Genomic DNA, 16,898 nt, shown 5'->3' with positions numbered 1-16,898 from the left:
GATCTTTTCCCGTGGAGTAGGTAGCCGATCTCGCTGAAATGACTGATCATGGCGTGTGTAACGCTGCGGAAGTCTGGCACTACAGGAGGTACTCGTGGCCGAGACTCTCAAGAAGGGCACCCGGGTTACCGGGGCCGACCGTGAAAAACTGGCCTCCGATCTCAAGAAGCGCTACAGCGCGGGTGAGAGCATCCGCGCCCTGGCCGCTTCGACCGGTAGGTCGTACGGGTTCATCCACCGCATCCTGAGCGAGTCCGGTGTGACTCTGCGCGGGCGCGGTGGCGCCACCCGAGGCAAGTCCAAGCGCTGACCCCGCCTCGGAACGCGCGACCGCAGCCGCCGTCCCCCACGCTGACGCCGCCCCCGCCCGATCCTGTAGAACCTCATTCTGGGGAATCGATAGGCTCGGGCGAGGCGGATACCGAAGGTGGGAGAACAGGCGATGGCGGAAGCGATGTTCGGGGGGAGTGCGGAGGAGATCTCTCTCGAGGAGGTCGGTCTGCGCTGCGAGGTGGACGGCGAGATCGCGACGATCACGCTGGACCGTCCTGAGAAGCGAAACGCTCAGACGTTCGCTACCTGGTCGGCTCTGGCTCATATCGGTGACGGCCTGCCGCAGCAGGTGAGGGTCGTCGTGATCAGAGGTGAGGGGCCGTCCTTCTCCGCGGGGATCGATCTGAGGATGTTCACACCGGAGGGAGTTCCTGGGCAGGGGGCGTTCGCGTCCTCCGCGACACTCGACGAGGCTTCTTTCGCCGAGCGGGTGGCGTTGGCCCAACGGGGTTTCCTCTGGCTGAGGCGTCCCGACATCGTCTCCGTGGCGGCCGTTCACGGCCACGCGATCGGTGCGGGATTCCAGCTCGCGCTCGCCTGTGACCTGCGGGTCCTGGCGGACGACGCCAAACTGTGCATGAAGGAGCCCGCCCTCGGGCTGGTTCCCGACCTGACCGGCACCAAGCCGCTGGTCGACCTGGTGGGCCTGTCCAGGGCTATCGAGATCTGTCTGACCGCCCGCGTCGTGGGGGCGCGGGAGGCGGCCAGGATCGGCTTGGCGGAGCTGGTCGTCGCGCCCGACGAGCTGACACAGGCCGTGCGCGACCTGACCGACGCGCTGCTGGCGACCGACCGCGACGCCGCGACGGCGACCAAGCGGCTGCTTCAGGGGGCTTCGGGGCGCACGCTGGCCGAACAGAGCGCGGCCGAGGCGCGCGAGCAGGCCAAGCGCGTCAAGGCGCTCTTCGGGTAGGCCGTCCCGCCCAGGGGGGCCGCGGGCGTCCGTCCCACGACGGTTCCCCGCCAGACCGGCGGTGCCCGTCTCGGGCCGAGGGCGCCCACCTTGGACTGTCGGTGCCCGTACCAAGCCGACGGTGCTCGTTCTGGGGGCCGCGGCGCCTGTCCCGAACCCGTGGCACCCGTCTTCGACTCGCCGCGCCCGTTCCACGTCGGGGCGCCCGCCGAAGGACGACGGTGTTCGCCCCGAGCTGACAGGGGAATGATCGCGCTTCTCCCGGTGCTCGCATCGGCAGAGGAGGCCGTATGGCGATGATGGGTGGGGGACTCGGTCCCCAGGCGATGTTCTCGTTCCGGCGTGACAGGTCGGTGACCAAGCAGCGTCTGGCACCGGGCACGGTCAGACGCATCGCCCGCTACGCGCGCCCCTTCTCGCGGCACATCTCCGCCTTCCTCGCGCTGGTCGTGGTCGGCTCGGTGATCGTGATCGCCAACCCGCTGCTGATGAAGGCGATCATCGACGACGGCATCATCCCCAAGCGCGAGGGGGTGGTGATCGCCCTCGCAGTGGTCATCGCGGGCCTGGCGGTCGCCGACGGCGCGCTCACCCTGGCCCAGCGCTGGTTCTCCGCACGAATCGGCGAGGGCCTCATCTACAACCTGCGCACCGAGGTCTTCGACCACGTCCAGCGCATGCCCGTGGCCTTCTTCACCCGCACCCAGACCGGTGCCCTCGTCTCCCGGCTCAACACCGACGTCATCGGCGCCCAGCGCGCGCTGACCAGCACCCTGTCGTCGGTGGTGTCCAACGTGGTCATGCTGGTGCTGGTCCTCGGCGCGATGCTGGTGCTCTCCTGGCAGATCACCCTCGTCGCCCTCGTGCTGTTACCGATCTTCATCTTTCCCGCGAAGTGGGTCGGCAGGAAGATGTCCGGGCTCACCCGCGAGCAGATGGAGCTCGACGCGGAGATGAGCACCATGATGACCGAGCGGTTCAACGTCGCCGGGGCCATGGTCGCCAAGCTGTACGGCCGCCCGGCCGACGAGGCCGCCGCCTTCGCGGGCAGGGCGGGGCGGGTGCGTGACGTCGGCGTCACCGTCGGCATGTACGGGACGGTCTTCCGCGTCGCGCTCGGCCTGGTCGCGGCGCTGGCCACCGCCCTGGTCTACGGCGTGGGAGGCGTGCTGGCCGTCTCCGACGTCTTCGAGATCGGCACCCTGGTGGCGCTCGCCGCCCTCCTGATGCGCCTGTACGGCCCCCTGACGAGCCTGTCGAACGTGCACGTGGACGTGATGACCGCGCTGGTGAGCTTCGACCGGGTCTTCGAGGTCCTCGACCTGAAGCCGATGATCGCCGAGAACCCCGACGCCCGGCCCGTTCCCGCCGGCCCGGCCTCCGTGGAGTTCGACGGCGTCCGGTTCGGATATCCGTCGGCCTCGGAGGTGTCGCTCGCCTCGCTGGAGGCGGTGGCCCGCCCCGACACCGGGCCGGGCCAGGAGGTGCTGCGCGGAGTCACCTTCACCGCCCACCCCGGCGAGATGGTCGCCCTGGTCGGCCCCTCGGGCGCGGGAAAGACCACCATCACGGGTCTGGTCTCGCGCCTCTACGACGTCGGCGAGGGCGCGGTCCGCGTCAACGGCCTGGACGTGCGCGACGCCACCCTGGCCTCTCTGCACGACACCGTGGGGGTCGTCACGCAGGACGCCCACCTGTTCCACGACACCATCGGGGCCAATCTCCGCTACGCCAGGCCGGAGGCGACCGACGAGGAGATCTGGGACGCCCTGCGCGCCGCCCAGATCTCCGACCTGGTCCTCGACCTCCCCGACGGCCTGGAGACCGTGGTCGGCGACCGTGGTCATCGGCTGTCCGGCGGCGAGAAGCAGCGGCTGGCCCTGGCGAGGCTGCTGCTCAAGGCGCCCAGCGTGGTCGTCCTCGACGAGGCCACCGCGCACCTCGACTCCGAGTCCGAGGCCGCGGTCCAGCAGGCGTTGAAGATCGCGCTGGCCGGACGCACCTCGCTGGTCATCGCCCACCGCCTGTCCACGATCCGCGAGGCGGACCAGATCCTGGTGGTCCAGGACGGCCAGGTGGTCGAGCGGGGCCGCCATGAGGAGCTTCTGGCCATGGGGGCGATCTACGCCGAGCTCTACCGGACCCAGTTCAGCCACACCTCCTGATGCCCGGCGCCGCGTCGCCGAGTGGATCTTCCGGTACAGATGGTGTTAGATCATAAGAACGTGGACGACCGGTTGAAACGCGATGACCTGACCGACGACGAGTGGGCACGGCTGGCGCCGTTGCTGCCCGCTCACGCCCGGCGGGGAAACCGGTGGGCCGATCACCGCACGATCATCGACGGGGTGTTCTTCCGTAGCAGGACCGGCTCTCCCTGGCGCAAGCTGCCGGAGGCCTACGGCAACTGGAAGACCGTCTACAACCGGCACCGCCGGTGGTCGGTGGACGGCACCTGGGAGACGATCCTGGACACGCTGCGGACCGGCGAGGGTGCCCCGACCTCCGGCACCTGTTCCACGGCCGTCGCGGTCCCCGTGCGCCGGCCGGGGGACATCCGGCCCGGCGCGACGTTCGAGATCCCGAACTGGTGACCGCGCCCCGAGGCCCGTGGCAACCGGCCGGACGGCGGCGACGGCAGGGGGCGGCCGTGCCCGGTCGCCGGCAGGAGAGGTTCGCCGCCGGAGTGCGCACGACGGCTCCGGCTCGCCCGGCGAGCCGGAGCCGTCCTCGGCCGGGGCCGACGTCAGGATGACGCGTAGCCCAGGCGGGTGAGCTCCTCGCGGGCGACCTTGGACACCAGTTCGGCGTCCTGGCCGCGCAGGCGGGTGCGCCAGACACCGACCTTCGGCACGCTCCTGCCCAGCAGGGCGATCTTCGGGACCCGCGTCTCCAGGAAGTGGCAGAGCCCGTCGAGGGACTCGGAGGGGGAGGAGACCAGATCCTCGTAGCGCAGGGTGAGCATCTGCTCCCGGGGCAGCTCCTGGTGGAGCGAGGCCGACAGCCGCACCGCGCTGCGCCAGCGCAGCGCGCACTTGCCCGCCGTGGGCATCGCCTTCCAGCGCTCGCGGTGCTCGCCGGAGTTGACGCCGAGGAAGGGGTTGGGAAACTCCGTCTCGTCGCTGAGCAGAGCCGGCTTGAACCACCTCAGGGACTCGGGGTCGGCCAGCATGTCGGCGGCCACGTCGCGGCCGTCCCTGATGAGCTGGACGAAGCGGGCGTCGGGGAAGGCCTGCAGCAGCACCGAGGCACTGTAGAGCAGGTCGGGGCTCGCGTCTCCGAAGCGGACCACGGAACCCGGGGCCGCGCAGGGGCCCGCCCCGGTCACGCCGCCCGCCTCCCGGCAGGTGGGCGGGCACTCCCCGCAGGCGCCGGGGACGATCTGCCAGGACTCGGCCAGGGCGTCGCGGAGCACGCGGGTCGCGCCCATGCCCCGTCCCGCGATCGAGGGCCGCCGGGCGAAGGCGTAGACGACGTGCGCCACCGCCGCCCGCCCCATGGTGACGTGGAACCCGGGGGAGCGTTTCAGGGCGCGGGCCAGCAGATCCGCGCCGGAGTGCGGGGCGGCGAGCACGAATACCGGCCTGCGGACCTTGATGCCGTTGACCACCAGGATGTGGGGCGGAGGTCGCATATGAAAGCCCAGTGTGGCACCGTTTGCGGAGTGAACGAACCGGCTGCCGGGATACCGGTCCCGCCTCCGCCTCGTCCCGGCGACACGGTGGCTGTGGTGGCCCCGTCCGGACCTCCCGATTCCGAGCGGCTGGCGCGCGGCGTTCGCGTCCTGGAAGGGCTCGGGCTGAAGGTCGTCATCGGCGCCCACACCCTCGACAGGGACCGCTACCTGGCGGGCTCCGACGCCGCCCGCGCCTCCGATCTGCTGGACGCCTGGTGCGATCCCGCGGTGAGCGCGGTGTTCTGCGCCCGCGGCGGTTACGGCGCGACCCGTCTCCTCGGTCACCTCGACTGGGACGCCATGCGGGCCGCCGGTCCCAAGGCGCTCGTCGGCTCCAGCGACATCACCGCCCTGCACAGCGCGTTCGCCGTGGAGCTGGGCCTCGCCTCCTGGTTCGGGCCGATGCCGGCCTGCTCCACGATCAGCGACCCCGAGGGACCCGAGCCTCGCACCTTCGAGAACTTCACGGCCGCGCTCGCCGGAGCCCCGCCGACGATCACCGGCGACCGGGTGATCGTTCCCGGCGACGTCACGGCGCCGGTCACCGGCGGCAACCTCAGCCTGCTGGCCGCGCTCTGCGGCACTCCGTACGCGCTGTCGGCGCGGGGCCGGATCGTCCTGCTGGAGGATGTCGCCGAGGCGCCGTACCGGATCGACAGGATGCTCGTCCAGCTGCTGCAGACCGGGGCACTCGACGGGGCCGCCGGGTTCGTCCTGGGGTCCTGGGTCGGCTGCGGCGACCCCTACCCGGTGCTGGAGGAGCTGCTCGCGCCGCTCGGGGTGCCCGTTGTCGCAGGGCTTCCGATAGGGCATGGAGAGCCACAGTTCTCTGTATTGCTCGGGGCACTTGGTGCTATTGATGCAAAATCGTGCTCTCTGGCCTACTCAACAGGGGGCGTCGGCAAGGCACTCTAGGTGCGAACCTAGGAGGAAACCGGCAGAGGGGGCGCACGCGTGAGATTGTTCCGGCGGCACCGTGACCGGCGGACCGAGACGCCGAGGCGTCCGGTCGAAGAGGTCGATCTCGACTCCCTGCTCGCCCTGGTCGCGGACAATCTCGGCTACGCCTGCTCCTTCGACCCCGGCGGCGGGACCCTCACGCTCACCGGCCCGCGCCGGGTCGTGGTGCGCCTGGCCGGGCTGCGCGCCGAGGCTCTCAGGCGTTCCCGCGAGGACTGGCCGGTGATCGTCTCCGCTTACCTATCGCACACCCTGGCCACGGTGGACGAGCCGTTCGACGCCTGCGACCTGGAGCAGGTACGCCCGCTGCTGCGCACCCGCATCCAGCTCGACGACGACCTGGATCCGGCCCGCGTGGTCGGGCGCCACCTCACCGCCGACCTGGTCGAGGTGCTCACCGTCGGTGACGGCGACGCCGGGCGCCCGGTCCGCCCCGAGGAGGTCGGCTGCTGGCCGATCGCCGCGGCCCAGGCCCTCGACCTGGCCCTGGAGAACGCGCGCGGGGACGAGCGGCTCTCGGTCACCGAGGGTGATCTCGGCGGGGTGGCCGTGCGCAGGCTCACCGGTCCCACCGAGGGCGCCGCCGCCCACCTCCGCAGGCTGGGCGACTACCTGCCGGTTCCCTCCGACGGGGTCCTCGTCGCCCTGCCCGACCCGGCGACGCTCATCGTCCACCCGGTCGAGGGCATCGGCGTGGTCCGCGCGATCGAGCGGCTTCGGCTGTTCGCCCAGCGGGAGTTCGACATGCGCGCCGGGGCGCTCAGCCCTCAGGTCTACTGGTGGCACGCCGGCCGTCTCTCCCTGATCAGAGCCGACCTGGTCAGTCAGGACGGGCAGACCCGGCTGGTGGTCGCGCCCCCGCCGGACTTCGCCCGCGTCATCGCCGCCTTGGCCGTCCGCCCCGACGGCGGCATCGGCGGCTGATCCCCGCGAAGACGGTCACCCGCGCCCGGCCCTTCGCGTTCCGGGGCCCTCTCGCGCCGCGGCGGACCGTGCGGGAGACGGAACCGGCGCGGTCGCGAGAGGATGGGGACGCGACCGCCCCGCCTTTCCGGTCCCCGAACGTTTCCTTTCGTGCTCCGACCGTCGTCGCCGGATGCGGAATGATGGGATCTGGATCTACGAACGCCGTCGGAACGCCGGTGTCGGGACGCGGAGACCCCGGGGTTGTCCGGTCCGCGCGGCGTGAACCCCCTCGCGCCGCTTGACCGCGACGTGAGGGGAGAGTCTCCGGTCGATCCGGCCGGGGAGGAGTTCAAAAGGAGTGGACATGGCGCAGTGGTGCCTCGGTGTCGATCTGGGGACGAGTTTCTCCGCCGGGGTGATAGCGGCGGAAGGACGCTTCGACGTCCTGGAAGTCGAGGGAGAGCGGCGCATTCCCTCCGCGGTCATGCTGGACGAGCGGGGGGCGCTCGTGGCGGGCAGGGTCGCCCAGCGGGGCATCGCGACCAATCCCGAGCGTGTCGAACGCAACCCGAAGCGCTATGTCGGCCGGAAGCGGATGTTGCTCGGAGGCGTCCCGGTGGACGTGGCCGACGCCCTCGCGGCGCTGCTCGAACCGTTCGTCAGTGAGGGGCGTCGGCGGTTCGACGGCGCCGACCCCGACTGCATCGCGCTCACCCACCCGGTGGCCTGGGGTGCCGACCGCAAGGCGGTGCTGCTGGCGGCGGCGAGGAAGGTCGTGAGCGGGGTGCGGATCGCGCTCATCGACGAGCCCGTGGCCTCGGCCCGATACTTCGCGTCCGCGGGGCGGGCGGTCGGCGGGTCGCGGCTCGCCGTCTACGACCTGGGCGGCGGCACGTTCGACGCGGCCGTCCTCACCGTGGACGGCGGTGACTTCGCGGTCGTCGGCGAGCCGGGGGGCAGCGACGAGATCGGCGGCGAGGGTTTCGACGAGCAGGTCTTCGCGTTCCTCGGCGCCCAGATCGAGCGGATCGACGCCGACTGGTGGCAGCAGGTGACGACCAACCCCGAACGTCGCTACGTCAGCTACGCCGCCGACCTGCTCAAGATGGCGAGGGAGGCGAAGGAGACGCTGTCGAAGTTCGACACCTCCTCCCACTACGTGGTGGGCATCAACGAGGACGTGCACATCACCAGGGCCGACCTGGAGGATCTCATCGGTGAGGACATCCGCAGGACGGTGGACATCCTCGACGAGACGATCCGTGGCGCCGGGGTCGAGATGGACGAGCTGGCCGCGGTGTTCATGACCGGCGGGCCCAGCAGGATGCCGCTGGTCCAGAAGGCCGTGCGTGAGCGCTTCGGCGAGCGGGTCAGGACCTACGACGACCCGAAGATCGTGGTCGCGTACGGCGCCGCGCAGCTGGCCTGGAAGCTCAAGGTCGAACACCGCGAGCCGGGCAAGGGCTCCGCTCCCGCCACCGGCGGCCATCCGGTCTCGCCCGCCACCGGCGGTCATCCGGTCCCTCCCGGTGCCGGGCGGCTCTCCGGCGCGGGGCAGCGGTCCTTCCCCGGCCAGGTGGCGGATTCCCCGGTCCTCGCGGGTGGCGCCGCCCTCGGGGCCGGGGGCAACCTGCCTGGCACGTCGGTCGCCGCCCCGGCCGCGGCGCAGCGGGCCTTCACCGGCCCGGCGAGCGGTGCCACCGGGGACCACCGGGTGCTCGCCGGCCCCGGGGGCAGCGCCACCGGCGGCCACCGGGCCGTCACCGGCTCGGCCGCGGGTACGGGGGGCACGCTGGGCGGGCCCACCGTCCAGGGGATCGAGAAGGTCATGGACGCCGTGCTCGAGGCGCGGGCCGAGGCGGGCCGGGTCTTCGTCCACCAGGCGTTCGAGAGCGGCCACCTGCTGCGCAGGCTCGACGGTACCGGGGGCCGCCACGACAGGGAGTTCCGCTTCGGCAGGCTCGTGGAGTGGGCCGCGTCCGGTGAAGGTGTCGTGGCCGTGGAACAGGTGGGGCCCGCGCAGGTGCTGGTCCGCACCCTCACCCCCGACCTGGCCGTTCGCGCCACCCACCCGGCACAGATGTGGGACGACCCGACCGTGATCGTTCACGGCCGTACGGCGTGGGTCTTCTTCAACTCCCGGCAGCCCGTCCCGGTCGACGCCACGATGGGCCTGCCCTGGGGGGAGACCGGCAGCCTGGCCGTGATCGAGCTCGACCTGGGCGGGACCTTCGCGTTCCAGGCCCCCCAGCCGCGCGAGCTGGGCCCGTACGCCCAGTGGTTCCTCAACGAGGACAACAGGCTGCGCCGGCTGCTCGACCAGGAGGCACCCAGCGGCAGCGAGCCGTCGCCCTCGGTGGGCGCGCCGGGCTGCACCGTGGTGCTCGGGCAGTTCAGCAGCAACAAGCCGATGTTCCAGAACAGGCACCAGGACTTCAGGCCGTGGCAGGTGCTGTGCCTGGTCGACCCCGGCGGTGTCGTGCGCCCGACGGTGCGCGAGCCGGGGCGGAGCTGGCTGCATCAAGTGGTCCTGCACCGGGGCAGGTGGTTCACCTCCGGCTCGGCGGGGCTGGAGGCCGACACCGCCGACGGCAGGACCAGGCTGATCATGCCGCGGCCCCGGGGCGGCGCGCTGCGCTGGTTCCCGGCGGGCGATCAGATCTACGCGGTCGGCACCGACCAGGTGAGCCCCGCGAGGGGCTGGTCGGTCGGTATCTTCGACCAGCGCTCCCAGACGCTGGAGTTCCTGATGGGCAAGCAGTCGGCGACCCTGGCCGGCCACCTCACCTCGCGGCATCGCTGGGAGCGCCCCAGGTTCGTCGCCGACGGCGACTCGATGTGGATGACCATGCTGGACGCGGGGCGCAGCAGGCTGCTGCACATCACCCCGGCGGGGGCGCGGGAGGTGCACCGCACGCCGGGGGTGTTCGAGCCGGTCGCCCGGGTTCCCACCGGCCTGCTCTGCCTGCACCGCCCCGCCGACGCGACCGGCGCCACCCGCGACCAGCCCGCCACCCTGGTGCACCTGCCGCTCTGATCGTTCGCGGCCCCCGGCCGGACGGGACGAAGACCGCCGCGGCGGCGTCGCCCGTCGTTCCGGCGGCCACCGGAACGACGGACGGACGGCGGGACGATCCCCGGCCGCGATCACGCGACCGGGAGATGCCCGGTCAGGTCGCGGCGGGCACCGGCCGTTCCGCGCCCAGGGCGGCCACCGCGGTGGCCAGTTCCTTGCGAAGCTCCTCGCCGCGCTTGGTGAGGGTGCCGATCGCGGCGATGCGATCCTCGCCCGACTTGCGAGCCTTGAGGCGCTCGGCGGCCGAGCGGGCGGAGGCGGACTTCAGCTCGGCCCGCCTGGTCTCCAGCTCCCTGCGGCGCCGTGCCAGGCTCTCGTCCGCGGTCTGCTCGACGCCCACCCGCCAGGTCGCCACCATCCGCTCCAGGTCGAGCGTCATCTCCCTGGCGACCACCGAGAACTGGTCGCGCAGTGCTCCCCTGATCGCCGCCTGGCTGCGCTGCACCTTCTCCATCGAGCGCCGCCCCATGAAGATGGCCGCCCCGATGGCCGGGGCGACGAGGATGAAGCCCACCGGGCCGAGCAGGGCCGTGGCGAATCCGCCCAGGGACAACCCGATCGAGGCCGAGGGCAGCACGTCGCGGACCAGATCCACACTGCCGGGGTCGTCCGCGGCGAGATCGCCCCTGACCTGGACCTGCGAGAGGCTGGGCATCGCGCGCCCGTCGGTGGCCAGGTCGACCGGGTCGAGGCCGAGATCGCGGGCGAAGGCGTCCAGCGTGGTCCTGGACAGCTTCTCCACGTCGTAGACGATCTGCGACCACGCCGCCTCCAGCGAGCGCTGCACGCTTTCCGGTAGTTCCGCCATGTACTGGTCGATCTGGGCCTGCTTTTTCAGCGTGGCGATCGTGTTCTCGTACGGCTGGCGGATCTCGGACACCCGCGCCGCCACGATGCCCGCCACCTCGCGCCCGAGGAAGGTGTTGGCCACCGCGCCCGCCCTGCGGCGCCCCGCCAGCTCGGCGAGCTCCGCCAGGCCGGCGTCCACCTCGGCGAGCCGGGCCGTGACGTCGCCCTCGTCGTCGGAGCCCGCGGCGACGTCGTCCTTCGCGCCGGTCGCGAGCGAGGCCAGCACCGACAGCGCGGCGGCGACCACCGTGGCGCCCCGCGCGGAGTCCCTGCCCTCGGCGAAGCCGCGCAGGTACCGCTCCAGCACGTCCATGCCACTGCGCGCCCGCAGCGTGTCGGCGCGCTCGGTGCGTCCCTCACGCCGCTTGGCCTCCGCGGCCTCGGCGAGCTTGGCGCTCACCGGGATCCACGGCGCCTCCAGGAGCGGGGCGAGCGTCGCCGCCCTGCGGGGGTCCGCCGCGATCGCCTCGTTGACGAAGGTCGCGAGGCGGGTCTTGTTCTCCTCCTGCAGAGCGCGCCAGTTGGCCGAGTCCTCCACCTTCGTCAGGACGAACGCGATCGCCTGGACCCGTTCGGCGGCCTCGGCGAGGAACTCCAGCTCGTGCCTGAGCACCGGCTGGTCCTGCGCGCTGAGCGTGAACAACAGCGCGTCGGCCCGTTGCAGCATGGCCACCGTCACCTGCCGGTGGCCCACCGTCAGGCTGTCCACGCCGGGGGTGTCGAGCAGCCGCAGACCGTCGAGCAGCGGGTTGTCGAGGGTGATGTCGACACTGACGACGTCGCGACGCTTGCCCGCGTCGCCGCGCATCGAGGCGTAGTCGGGGATCGACTCGATGGTGATCGGCATCTCGACCGGCCCCGCGTCGGTGCCGCGGTGCACGACGGCGGCGAGCCGGGGGCCGCGCCGCAGCGACAGGAAGCAGTTGGTGGCGACGTCGGCGTCGACGGGCAGCAGGTCGGGGTGGGACACCAGCGTGTTGAGCAGCCGGCTCTTGCCGCGCTTCTGTGCCCCGGCGACCACGATGTCGGTGCACTCGTCCTTCCATCGGCCCGCGCACGCGGCCAGCACCTCCGCGAGGTCCTTCCTGCCGCACTGCCCGGCCAGCGCGTGGACCTCGTTGGCGTAGCGCAGCAGCCTGGCCACGGGGCCTGCCGGGTCGGGGGTCGTCATGGTCGTGCTCTCCTGTCGGGGATGGTCGGGTGTCGCGGGGGATGGGCCGGGGCCGTACTCAGGAACCGTCGCCGTAGTGCGACCAGATGGTCTCGTACGCCTCGCACAGCGTCTCGGCCGCCCGCCGCTGCCGCAGGGAGAGCGGCCGGTGGGTGAGGGTGCGGAACCGGGCACTGAGGGCGGCGGCGTACCCCGCGACCTCGGCGCGCGGTGCCCCGGGCGGCGCCCCGAGCTGGGTGGCCAGCTCGGATCCGGAAAGGAGGAGTTCCAGGGCCCGCCGGTCGTCGGCGGGGACCATCGGGGAGGCCCGCAGCGCCTCGATCGCGGCGGGGTCCACCCGGACCACCGGGAGCGGTTCGGCGCCCCCGGCACTCGCGGAGGACGCCCGCCCGTCCCGCGCGGCCCCGTTCGACGCCTCCTCCAGAGCCGCCTCCTGTAGAGCCACCTCGTCCAGCGCCGCCGAGACGAGGTCCTCCAGGACGGTCAGCACGTCCCTGGCCCGGTGCCCGCCGGTCCTGCCCTCGCTCATCATGGCGAGGGTGCGCCAGCGCATCGCCGCCGCCGTGGCCGCGGCGGCGATCTCCGCGGCCGGGGCTCCCGCGGGCAGGCCCAGCTGTCCGGCGGGGTCGTCGTGGCGGGCGAGGCGCAGGAGCTCGGCGGTCATCTCCTCGTTCAGCACGAGCGCGCCGCGGCCGAGCGCCTCGGCGGCGGTGAAGATCCGCAGGCCGCCCAGGGAGGTCGCGATCGGCCGGTTCTCGTCGAGCTGGGCCGCCAGCGCGTCCAGGGTGGCGCGGTCGGCCCCCATCGCGGGTGTGCGGGCGATCGCGCGAAGCCGGGTGAGCGCGTCGAGTGCCTTCAGCTGGTCGGCGCGGCGGGCGAAGTGGGCGATGCCCGCGGCCACCGAGCCGGTCGCGGCCCGGCCGGCGGAGGAGTAGCCCGAGCGCTCCAGCAGGTGGGCGGAGAGCGCCTCGGGGTCGGCGGATCCGGTCGCGCGCACCGCGTCCACCGCGCTGGTGATGCCGTAGCGGTGCAGCCGCTCCACCAGCCGGTGCCGCACCTCGGCCGGTACGGGCAGTTCGGGCGCCGAGCGGAAGTCGTCCAGGTCCAGGAGGTAGTCCTCCAGGTCGTCCTCGTCGAGCCCGGCCAGCGCCGTGAGGGCCTCGGCCTCCTCGGCACCGAGCGGGCGGGCCCGCGCGGTCTCGGCGAGCAGGCCGATCACCGGGACCACGTCGAAGACGGAGGTGCGCAGGTCCGCGTACCCCTTGGCGGCCAGCCGCCTCGCGGTCGGCCACGGGTCGTCCTCGTCGCCGCGCCGGTCGATCTGGCCGAGCACGGCGAGGGTGTTGACACAACTCATTCCGCAGGCGTCGGTGAGCCCGCGGAACTCGGCGAGGGTGGTGTCGTCGAATTTCTGGACGTAACGCAGCACGTAGATCATCGCCTGCGCGCGGTCGTCCTCGTCTCCCGAGCCGAACAGCATGCTTCTGGCCGCCCGTTCGTTGGCGGCCGTCACCGTGTTCATACCGGGGGTGTCGACGATGGTGATCGTGCGTAGCGACGGCAGGTTCAGGGTGACCCGCAGGCGTCGGATCCCGGCCACGTCGACGCCGAACTCGGAGGGGAGCCGGTGCCCCGGCAGCAGCCGGGAGTGGGCCACCCCGCCGTCGGTGAGCTCGATCGTGATGTGGCCGTCGTCCTCGCCGTACTCGTACTGGGTGACCACGAAGGTGCACTCACCGGCGTCCACCGGGGCGACGGGCAGCCCGAGCAGCGCGTTCACCAGCGTCGACTTGCCGCTGCTCACCGCGCCCGCCACCGCGACCCGCAGCGGCGCGTCGAGGCCGGCGCGCACCTGCCCCACCCGCTCGCGCAGCTCGGCGCCGGAAAGCCTGGCCGAGGTGGTGTCGCACAGGCGGCGCAGCAGGTCCGCCGGTCCGGTGTTCACACCTCACCGTCCCGGCCGCCCGGCGTGTTCCCGCTCTCGGCGGGCGTCGCCCGGACCGGGAACGGGGGAGGGAACGCGGGTCGCGTCCTCATCGCAAGCCTTCCTCGTCGGCCCGCCCGTGTGACCCGGATCCGGGTCCCCTCTCGGTGAGATCACACGGGCTCGTGCCGTTCTCTTTCGGTCAGACGGTCGGGAAGGGGCCCACGGTCTCGGTGTAGTCGGCGACCCCGTCGCCGTTCAGGTCGACGCGGGTCTCGTCGATGTAGCCGTCGCCGTCGTGGTCGAGGTAGACGACGTCGGTGACGCCGTCACCGTCGATGTCGTAGCGCTCCTCGTCGGCGAGACCGTCACCGTCGACGTCGATCAGCTGGGCGTCGGTGCTCCCGTCGCCGTCGTAGTCGACCAGATCGGTGGTGGTCACGTCGAAATCGCTCATTGGTTCGTTCCTTTCCGGTGGTGTTACATCGGGTGAGAGTCACGATCGCACCGGATTGTTGCAGCCAGATCCCAGATTTCTTAGCAAATTTCCGAAAAGTCGGCTGTCCGTCACGACTTATTCGGAGCAAAAGGGATGAATTGGGATGAAAGGGCTTGAGGGGTGTCGGCTCAGCTGAGCGCGCGGGCGGCGTGGATCAGCGGAACGTGGCTGAACGCCTGTGGGAAGTTGCCGACCATCCGGCCGTATCGGGGGTCGTACTCCTCGGCGAGCAGGCCGACGTCGTTGCGCAGTGCCAGCAGGCGCTCGAACAACTCGACGGCCTCGTCCTTGCGGCCGATCATCGCCAGGGCCTCGGCCAGCCAGAAGCTGCACGCCAGGAACGCGCCCTCACCGCCGGGCAGGCCGTCCACGTCGTTGTCGGGGGAGACCGGGTAGCGCAGCACGAAGCCGTCGACCATCAGCTCGCGCTGGATCGCCTCCACCGTCCCGACCACGCGGGGGTCCTCAGGGGGCAGGAAGCCGACGATCGGGATGAGCAGCAGGGCCGCGTCCAGCTCCTGCGAGCCGTACGACTGGGTGAAGGTGCGGCGCACCGGATCGAAGCCCTTGTCGCAGATCTCGGCGTGGATGCGGTCGCGCAGCTCCTTCCAGCGCGCCAGCGGGGCGGACTTGCCGAAGGACTCCACCTGCTTGATCGCCCTGTCGACGGCGACCCAGCACATGACCTTGGAGTGGACGAAGTGCCTGCGCGGGCCGCGGACCTCCCACAGCCCCTCGTCCGCGTCCTCCCAGTGCTTCTCGACGTAGGCGATCAGCTCGTACTGGAGGGTCCACGCCCGGTGATCCGCCTCAAGGCCCGAGATGCGGGACAGGTGCAGGGAGTTCATCACCTCGCCGTAGACGTCCAGCTGGAGCTGGTCGACCGCGCCGTTGCCGATCCTGACCGGCCGGGAGTTCTCGTAGCCGGGCAGCCAGTCGAGCTCCTGCTCCGTCAGCCTGCGCTCCCCCGCGACGCCGTACATGATCTGCAGGTCCTGGGCGCGGCCCGCGATGGCCCGCAGCAACCAGGACCGCCACGCGCCCGCCTCCTCCAGGTATCCGGCGCCGATCAGGGCGTCCAGGGTCATGGTGGCGTCGCGCAGCCAGCAGTAGCGGTAGTCCCAGTTGCGGACGCCGCCGAGGTCCTCGGGCAGCGAGGTGGTCGGGGCGGCGACGATGCCGCCGGTGGGGGCGTACGTGAGCGCCTTGAGCGTGATGAGCGAGCGGACCACGGCCTCGCGCCACGGCCCCTGGTAGGTGCACCCCTCGACCCACTCGGCCCACAGCGAATCGGTCTCGGCCAGTTGCTCGTACGGGTCGATCTCGACGGGCCTGGGCTCGTGCGAGGGGTGCCAGGTGAAGACGAACGCCATGCTGTCGCCCTCGGAGACCTCGAACTTCGCCCGGTGGGCGTAGTCGCCGCCCTCCAGTGGGACGGGGGAGTGCAGCCACACGGAGTCGGGTCCGCCGATGGCCTGCAGGAGGCCGTCGCTGCGGCGCACCCAGGGCACGATGCGGCCGTAGTCGAAGCGGACGCGGATCTCTGTGGCCATCCGCACCGTCCCGGACACGCCCTCCACGATCCTCACCAGGTCGGGGTTGGTGTGCCGGGTGGGCATGAAATCGGTCACCCTGACCGTGCCGTCCGGGGTGTCCCACTCGCTTTCCAGGATGAGGGACTCGCCCCGGTAGCGGCGCCGGGTGGCGCGCGGCCGCTCGGCGTGCGCGGGACCGATCCACCACTGGCCGTTCTCCCTGTCGCCGAGCAGCGCCCCGAAGCAGGAGGGCGAGTCGAAGCGCGGCAGGCAAAGCCAGTCGATGGAGCCGTTCCGGCCGACCAGGGCCGCCGACTGCATGTCGCCGATGAGAGCGTAGTCCTCAATCCACATGCCTCGACGCTAATGCCTCCGCACGGTCTGTGGCGGCCTCCGGAGAAACCGGGCGCCCGGCCGCGTCCTGGGCATGAAGAACTGGGTCAGCGGCCCGATGGCGAGGGCGAAGACCAGCGTCCCCACCCCCACGGTCCCGCCGAGCAGCCAGCCCGCCACCAGCACGGTGACCTCGATGACGGTGCGCGCCAGGCGGATGGACAGGCCGAGACGGTTCAGTCCGGTCATCAGGCCGTCGCGTGGCCCGGGGCCGAGCCCGGCGCCGATGTAGAGGCCGGTCGCCGCGCCGGTGGCCACGACGGCGAGCAGGAGGTAGGTCCAGCGCACGGCGAGCGCGTCCGGGGTCGGTAGCAGCCACATGGCCGCGTCGGCGAACAGCCCGAGGAAGACGACGTTGCTGAGGGTGCCCACGCCCGGTCTCTGCCGCAGCGGGATCCACAGCAGCATGACCAGGGCGCCCACAATGATGATCCAGGTGCCGATCGAGAGGCCCATGTGAATGGAGAGCCCCTGATGGAAGACGTCCCAGGGGCTGCCGCCCAGCCGCGACTCGATCTGCAGGCCGACACCGACGCCGTAGAGGGCGAGGCCCGTGTACAGGCGGGTGAGCCGGTTGGGAAGGGAGGCGACGGTGGACAGGGAGAGTTCGCTCATGATGGCGTTAATCGTCCAGTCCACGTGGCCGGATTGAAAGGGCCAATT

The 16,898-nt window shown here is 71.8% G+C and carries 12 protein-coding genes and 1 pseudogene; 7 read left to right on the top strand and 6 right to left on the bottom strand.

All coding sequences use genetic code 11. The features are described from left to right. Positions 1 to 94 precede the first annotated feature (94 nt). From ACFY3V_RS21495 to ACFY3V_RS21480, 4 genes and pseudogenes are all read left to right on the top strand, one after another. Complete coding sequence (locus ACFY3V_RS21495) at positions 95 to 310, top strand: helix-turn-helix domain-containing protein (RefSeq protein WP_030904785.1); 216 nt, start codon at positions 95 to 97, stop codon at positions 308 to 310. Positions 311 to 442: 132 nt separating this feature from the next. Next, positions 443 to 1,246, top strand: a complete 804-nt coding sequence (locus ACFY3V_RS21490) for an enoyl-CoA hydratase/isomerase family protein (RefSeq protein WP_389775591.1) — start codon at positions 443 to 445, stop codon at positions 1,244 to 1,246. 290 nt (positions 1,247 to 1,536) lie between these two features. Next, positions 1,537 to 3,411: an ABC transporter ATP-binding protein gene (locus tag ACFY3V_RS21485; RefSeq protein WP_362897300.1), complete on the top strand. Its 1,875-nt coding sequence runs from the start codon at positions 1,537 to 1,539 to the stop codon at positions 3,409 to 3,411. Positions 3,412 to 3,450: 39 nt separating this feature from the next. Continuing rightward, positions 3,451 to 3,729: pseudogene (locus ACFY3V_RS21480) on the top strand (transposase); the annotation flags it as partial. 263 nt (positions 3,730 to 3,992) lie between these two features. On the opposite strand, the gene ACFY3V_RS21475 reads toward ACFY3V_RS21480, so the two are convergent. Beyond that, a complete protein-coding gene (locus tag ACFY3V_RS21475; RefSeq protein WP_389775587.1) occupies positions 3,993 to 4,880 on the bottom strand; it encodes a sulfotransferase family protein in 888 nt (295 codons plus the stop codon). Between the two features lie 30 nt (positions 4,881 to 4,910). On the opposite strand from ACFY3V_RS21475, the gene ACFY3V_RS21470 reads away from it, so the two are divergent. The 3 genes from ACFY3V_RS21470 to ACFY3V_RS21460 all read left to right on the top strand — a co-directional run bounded on the left by ACFY3V_RS21470 (position 4,911) and on the right by ACFY3V_RS21460 (position 9,825). Continuing rightward, positions 4,911 to 5,837, top strand: a complete 927-nt coding sequence (locus ACFY3V_RS21470; protein WP_350947715.1) for an LD-carboxypeptidase — start codon at positions 4,911 to 4,913, stop codon at positions 5,835 to 5,837. Positions 5,838 to 5,876: 39 nt separating this feature from the next. Continuing rightward, entirely contained in the window at positions 5,877 to 6,806 is a 930-nt protein-coding gene (locus tag ACFY3V_RS21465; RefSeq protein WP_362897297.1) for a hypothetical protein, read from the top strand. 346 nt (positions 6,807 to 7,152) lie between these two features. Next, positions 7,153 to 9,825: an Hsp70 family protein gene (locus tag ACFY3V_RS21460; protein WP_362897296.1), complete on the top strand. Its 2,673-nt coding sequence runs from the start codon at positions 7,153 to 7,155 to the stop codon at positions 9,823 to 9,825. A gap of 133 nt (positions 9,826 to 9,958) precedes the next feature. Here the strand turns inward: ACFY3V_RS21460 and ACFY3V_RS21455 are convergent, their stop codons facing one another. The 5 genes from ACFY3V_RS21455 to ACFY3V_RS21435 all read right to left on the bottom strand — a co-directional run bounded on the left by ACFY3V_RS21455 (position 9,959) and on the right by ACFY3V_RS21435 (position 16,850). Then, positions 9,959 to 11,884 carry a dynamin family protein gene (locus ACFY3V_RS21455; protein ID WP_362897295.1) on the bottom strand — a complete coding sequence of 642 codons (1,926 nt, stop codon included), beginning with the start codon at positions 11,882 to 11,884 and terminating at the stop codon, positions 9,959 to 9,961. A 58-nt stretch (positions 11,885 to 11,942) separates the two neighbouring features. Next, positions 11,943 to 13,829 (bottom strand): dynamin family protein, encoded by a 1,887-nt coding sequence (locus ACFY3V_RS21450; protein WP_362897294.1) that lies wholly within the window; start codon positions 13,827 to 13,829, stop codon positions 11,943 to 11,945. A 181-nt stretch (positions 13,830 to 14,010) separates the two neighbouring features. Beyond that, complete coding sequence (locus ACFY3V_RS21445; RefSeq protein WP_362514121.1) at positions 14,011 to 14,265, bottom strand: hypothetical protein; 255 nt, start codon at positions 14,263 to 14,265, stop codon at positions 14,011 to 14,013. A gap of 170 nt (positions 14,266 to 14,435) precedes the next feature. Further along, complete coding sequence (locus ACFY3V_RS21440; RefSeq protein ID WP_350947709.1) at positions 14,436 to 16,196, bottom strand: glycoside hydrolase family 15 protein; 1,761 nt, start codon at positions 16,194 to 16,196, stop codon at positions 14,436 to 14,438. Between the two features lie 9 nt (positions 16,197 to 16,205). Further along, a complete protein-coding gene (locus ACFY3V_RS21435) occupies positions 16,206 to 16,850 on the bottom strand; it encodes a hypothetical protein (protein ID WP_362897394.1) in 645 nt (214 codons plus the stop codon). Positions 16,851 to 16,898 lie beyond the last annotated feature (48 nt).

The sequence above is a fragment of the Streptosporangium sp. NPDC000095 genome, from assembly GCF_042899335.1.
Taxonomy (GTDB): Bacteria; Actinomycetota; Actinomycetes; order Streptosporangiales; family Streptosporangiaceae; genus Streptosporangium.
Note: the sequence above shows the minus strand (reverse complement) of the source record. Positions and strands in the feature narration are given on the sequence as shown.

What these genes read in the sequence shown, in the direction of transcription:
- ACFY3V_RS21455 (WP_362897295.1), bottom strand. Translation starts at nt 11,884, where the DNA reads ATGACGACCCCCGACCCGGCAGGCCCCGTGGCCAGGCTGCTGCGCTAC.
- ACFY3V_RS21460 (WP_362897296.1), top strand. Translation starts at nt 7,153, where the DNA reads ATGGCGCAGTGGTGCCTCGGTGTCGATCTGGGGACGAGTTTCTCCGCC.
- ACFY3V_RS21490 (WP_389775591.1), top strand. Translation starts at nt 443, where the DNA reads ATGGCGGAAGCGATGTTCGGGGGGAGTGCGGAGGAGATCTCTCTCGAG.
- ACFY3V_RS21475 (WP_389775587.1), bottom strand. Translation starts at nt 4,880, where the DNA reads ATGCGACCTCCGCCCCACATCCTGGTGGTCAACGGCATCAAGGTCCGC.
- ACFY3V_RS21435 (WP_362897394.1), bottom strand. Translation starts at nt 16,850, where the DNA reads ATGAGCGAACTCTCCCTGTCCACCGTCGCCTCCCTTCCCAACCGGCTC.
- ACFY3V_RS21440 (WP_350947709.1), bottom strand. Translation starts at nt 16,196, where the DNA reads ATGTGGATTGAGGACTACGCTCTCATCGGCGACATGCAGTCGGCGGCC.
- ACFY3V_RS21445 (WP_362514121.1), bottom strand. Translation starts at nt 14,265, where the DNA reads ATGAGCGATTTCGACGTGACCACCACCGATCTGGTCGACTACGACGGC.
- ACFY3V_RS21485 (WP_362897300.1), top strand. Translation starts at nt 1,537, where the DNA reads ATGGCGATGATGGGTGGGGGACTCGGTCCCCAGGCGATGTTCTCGTTC.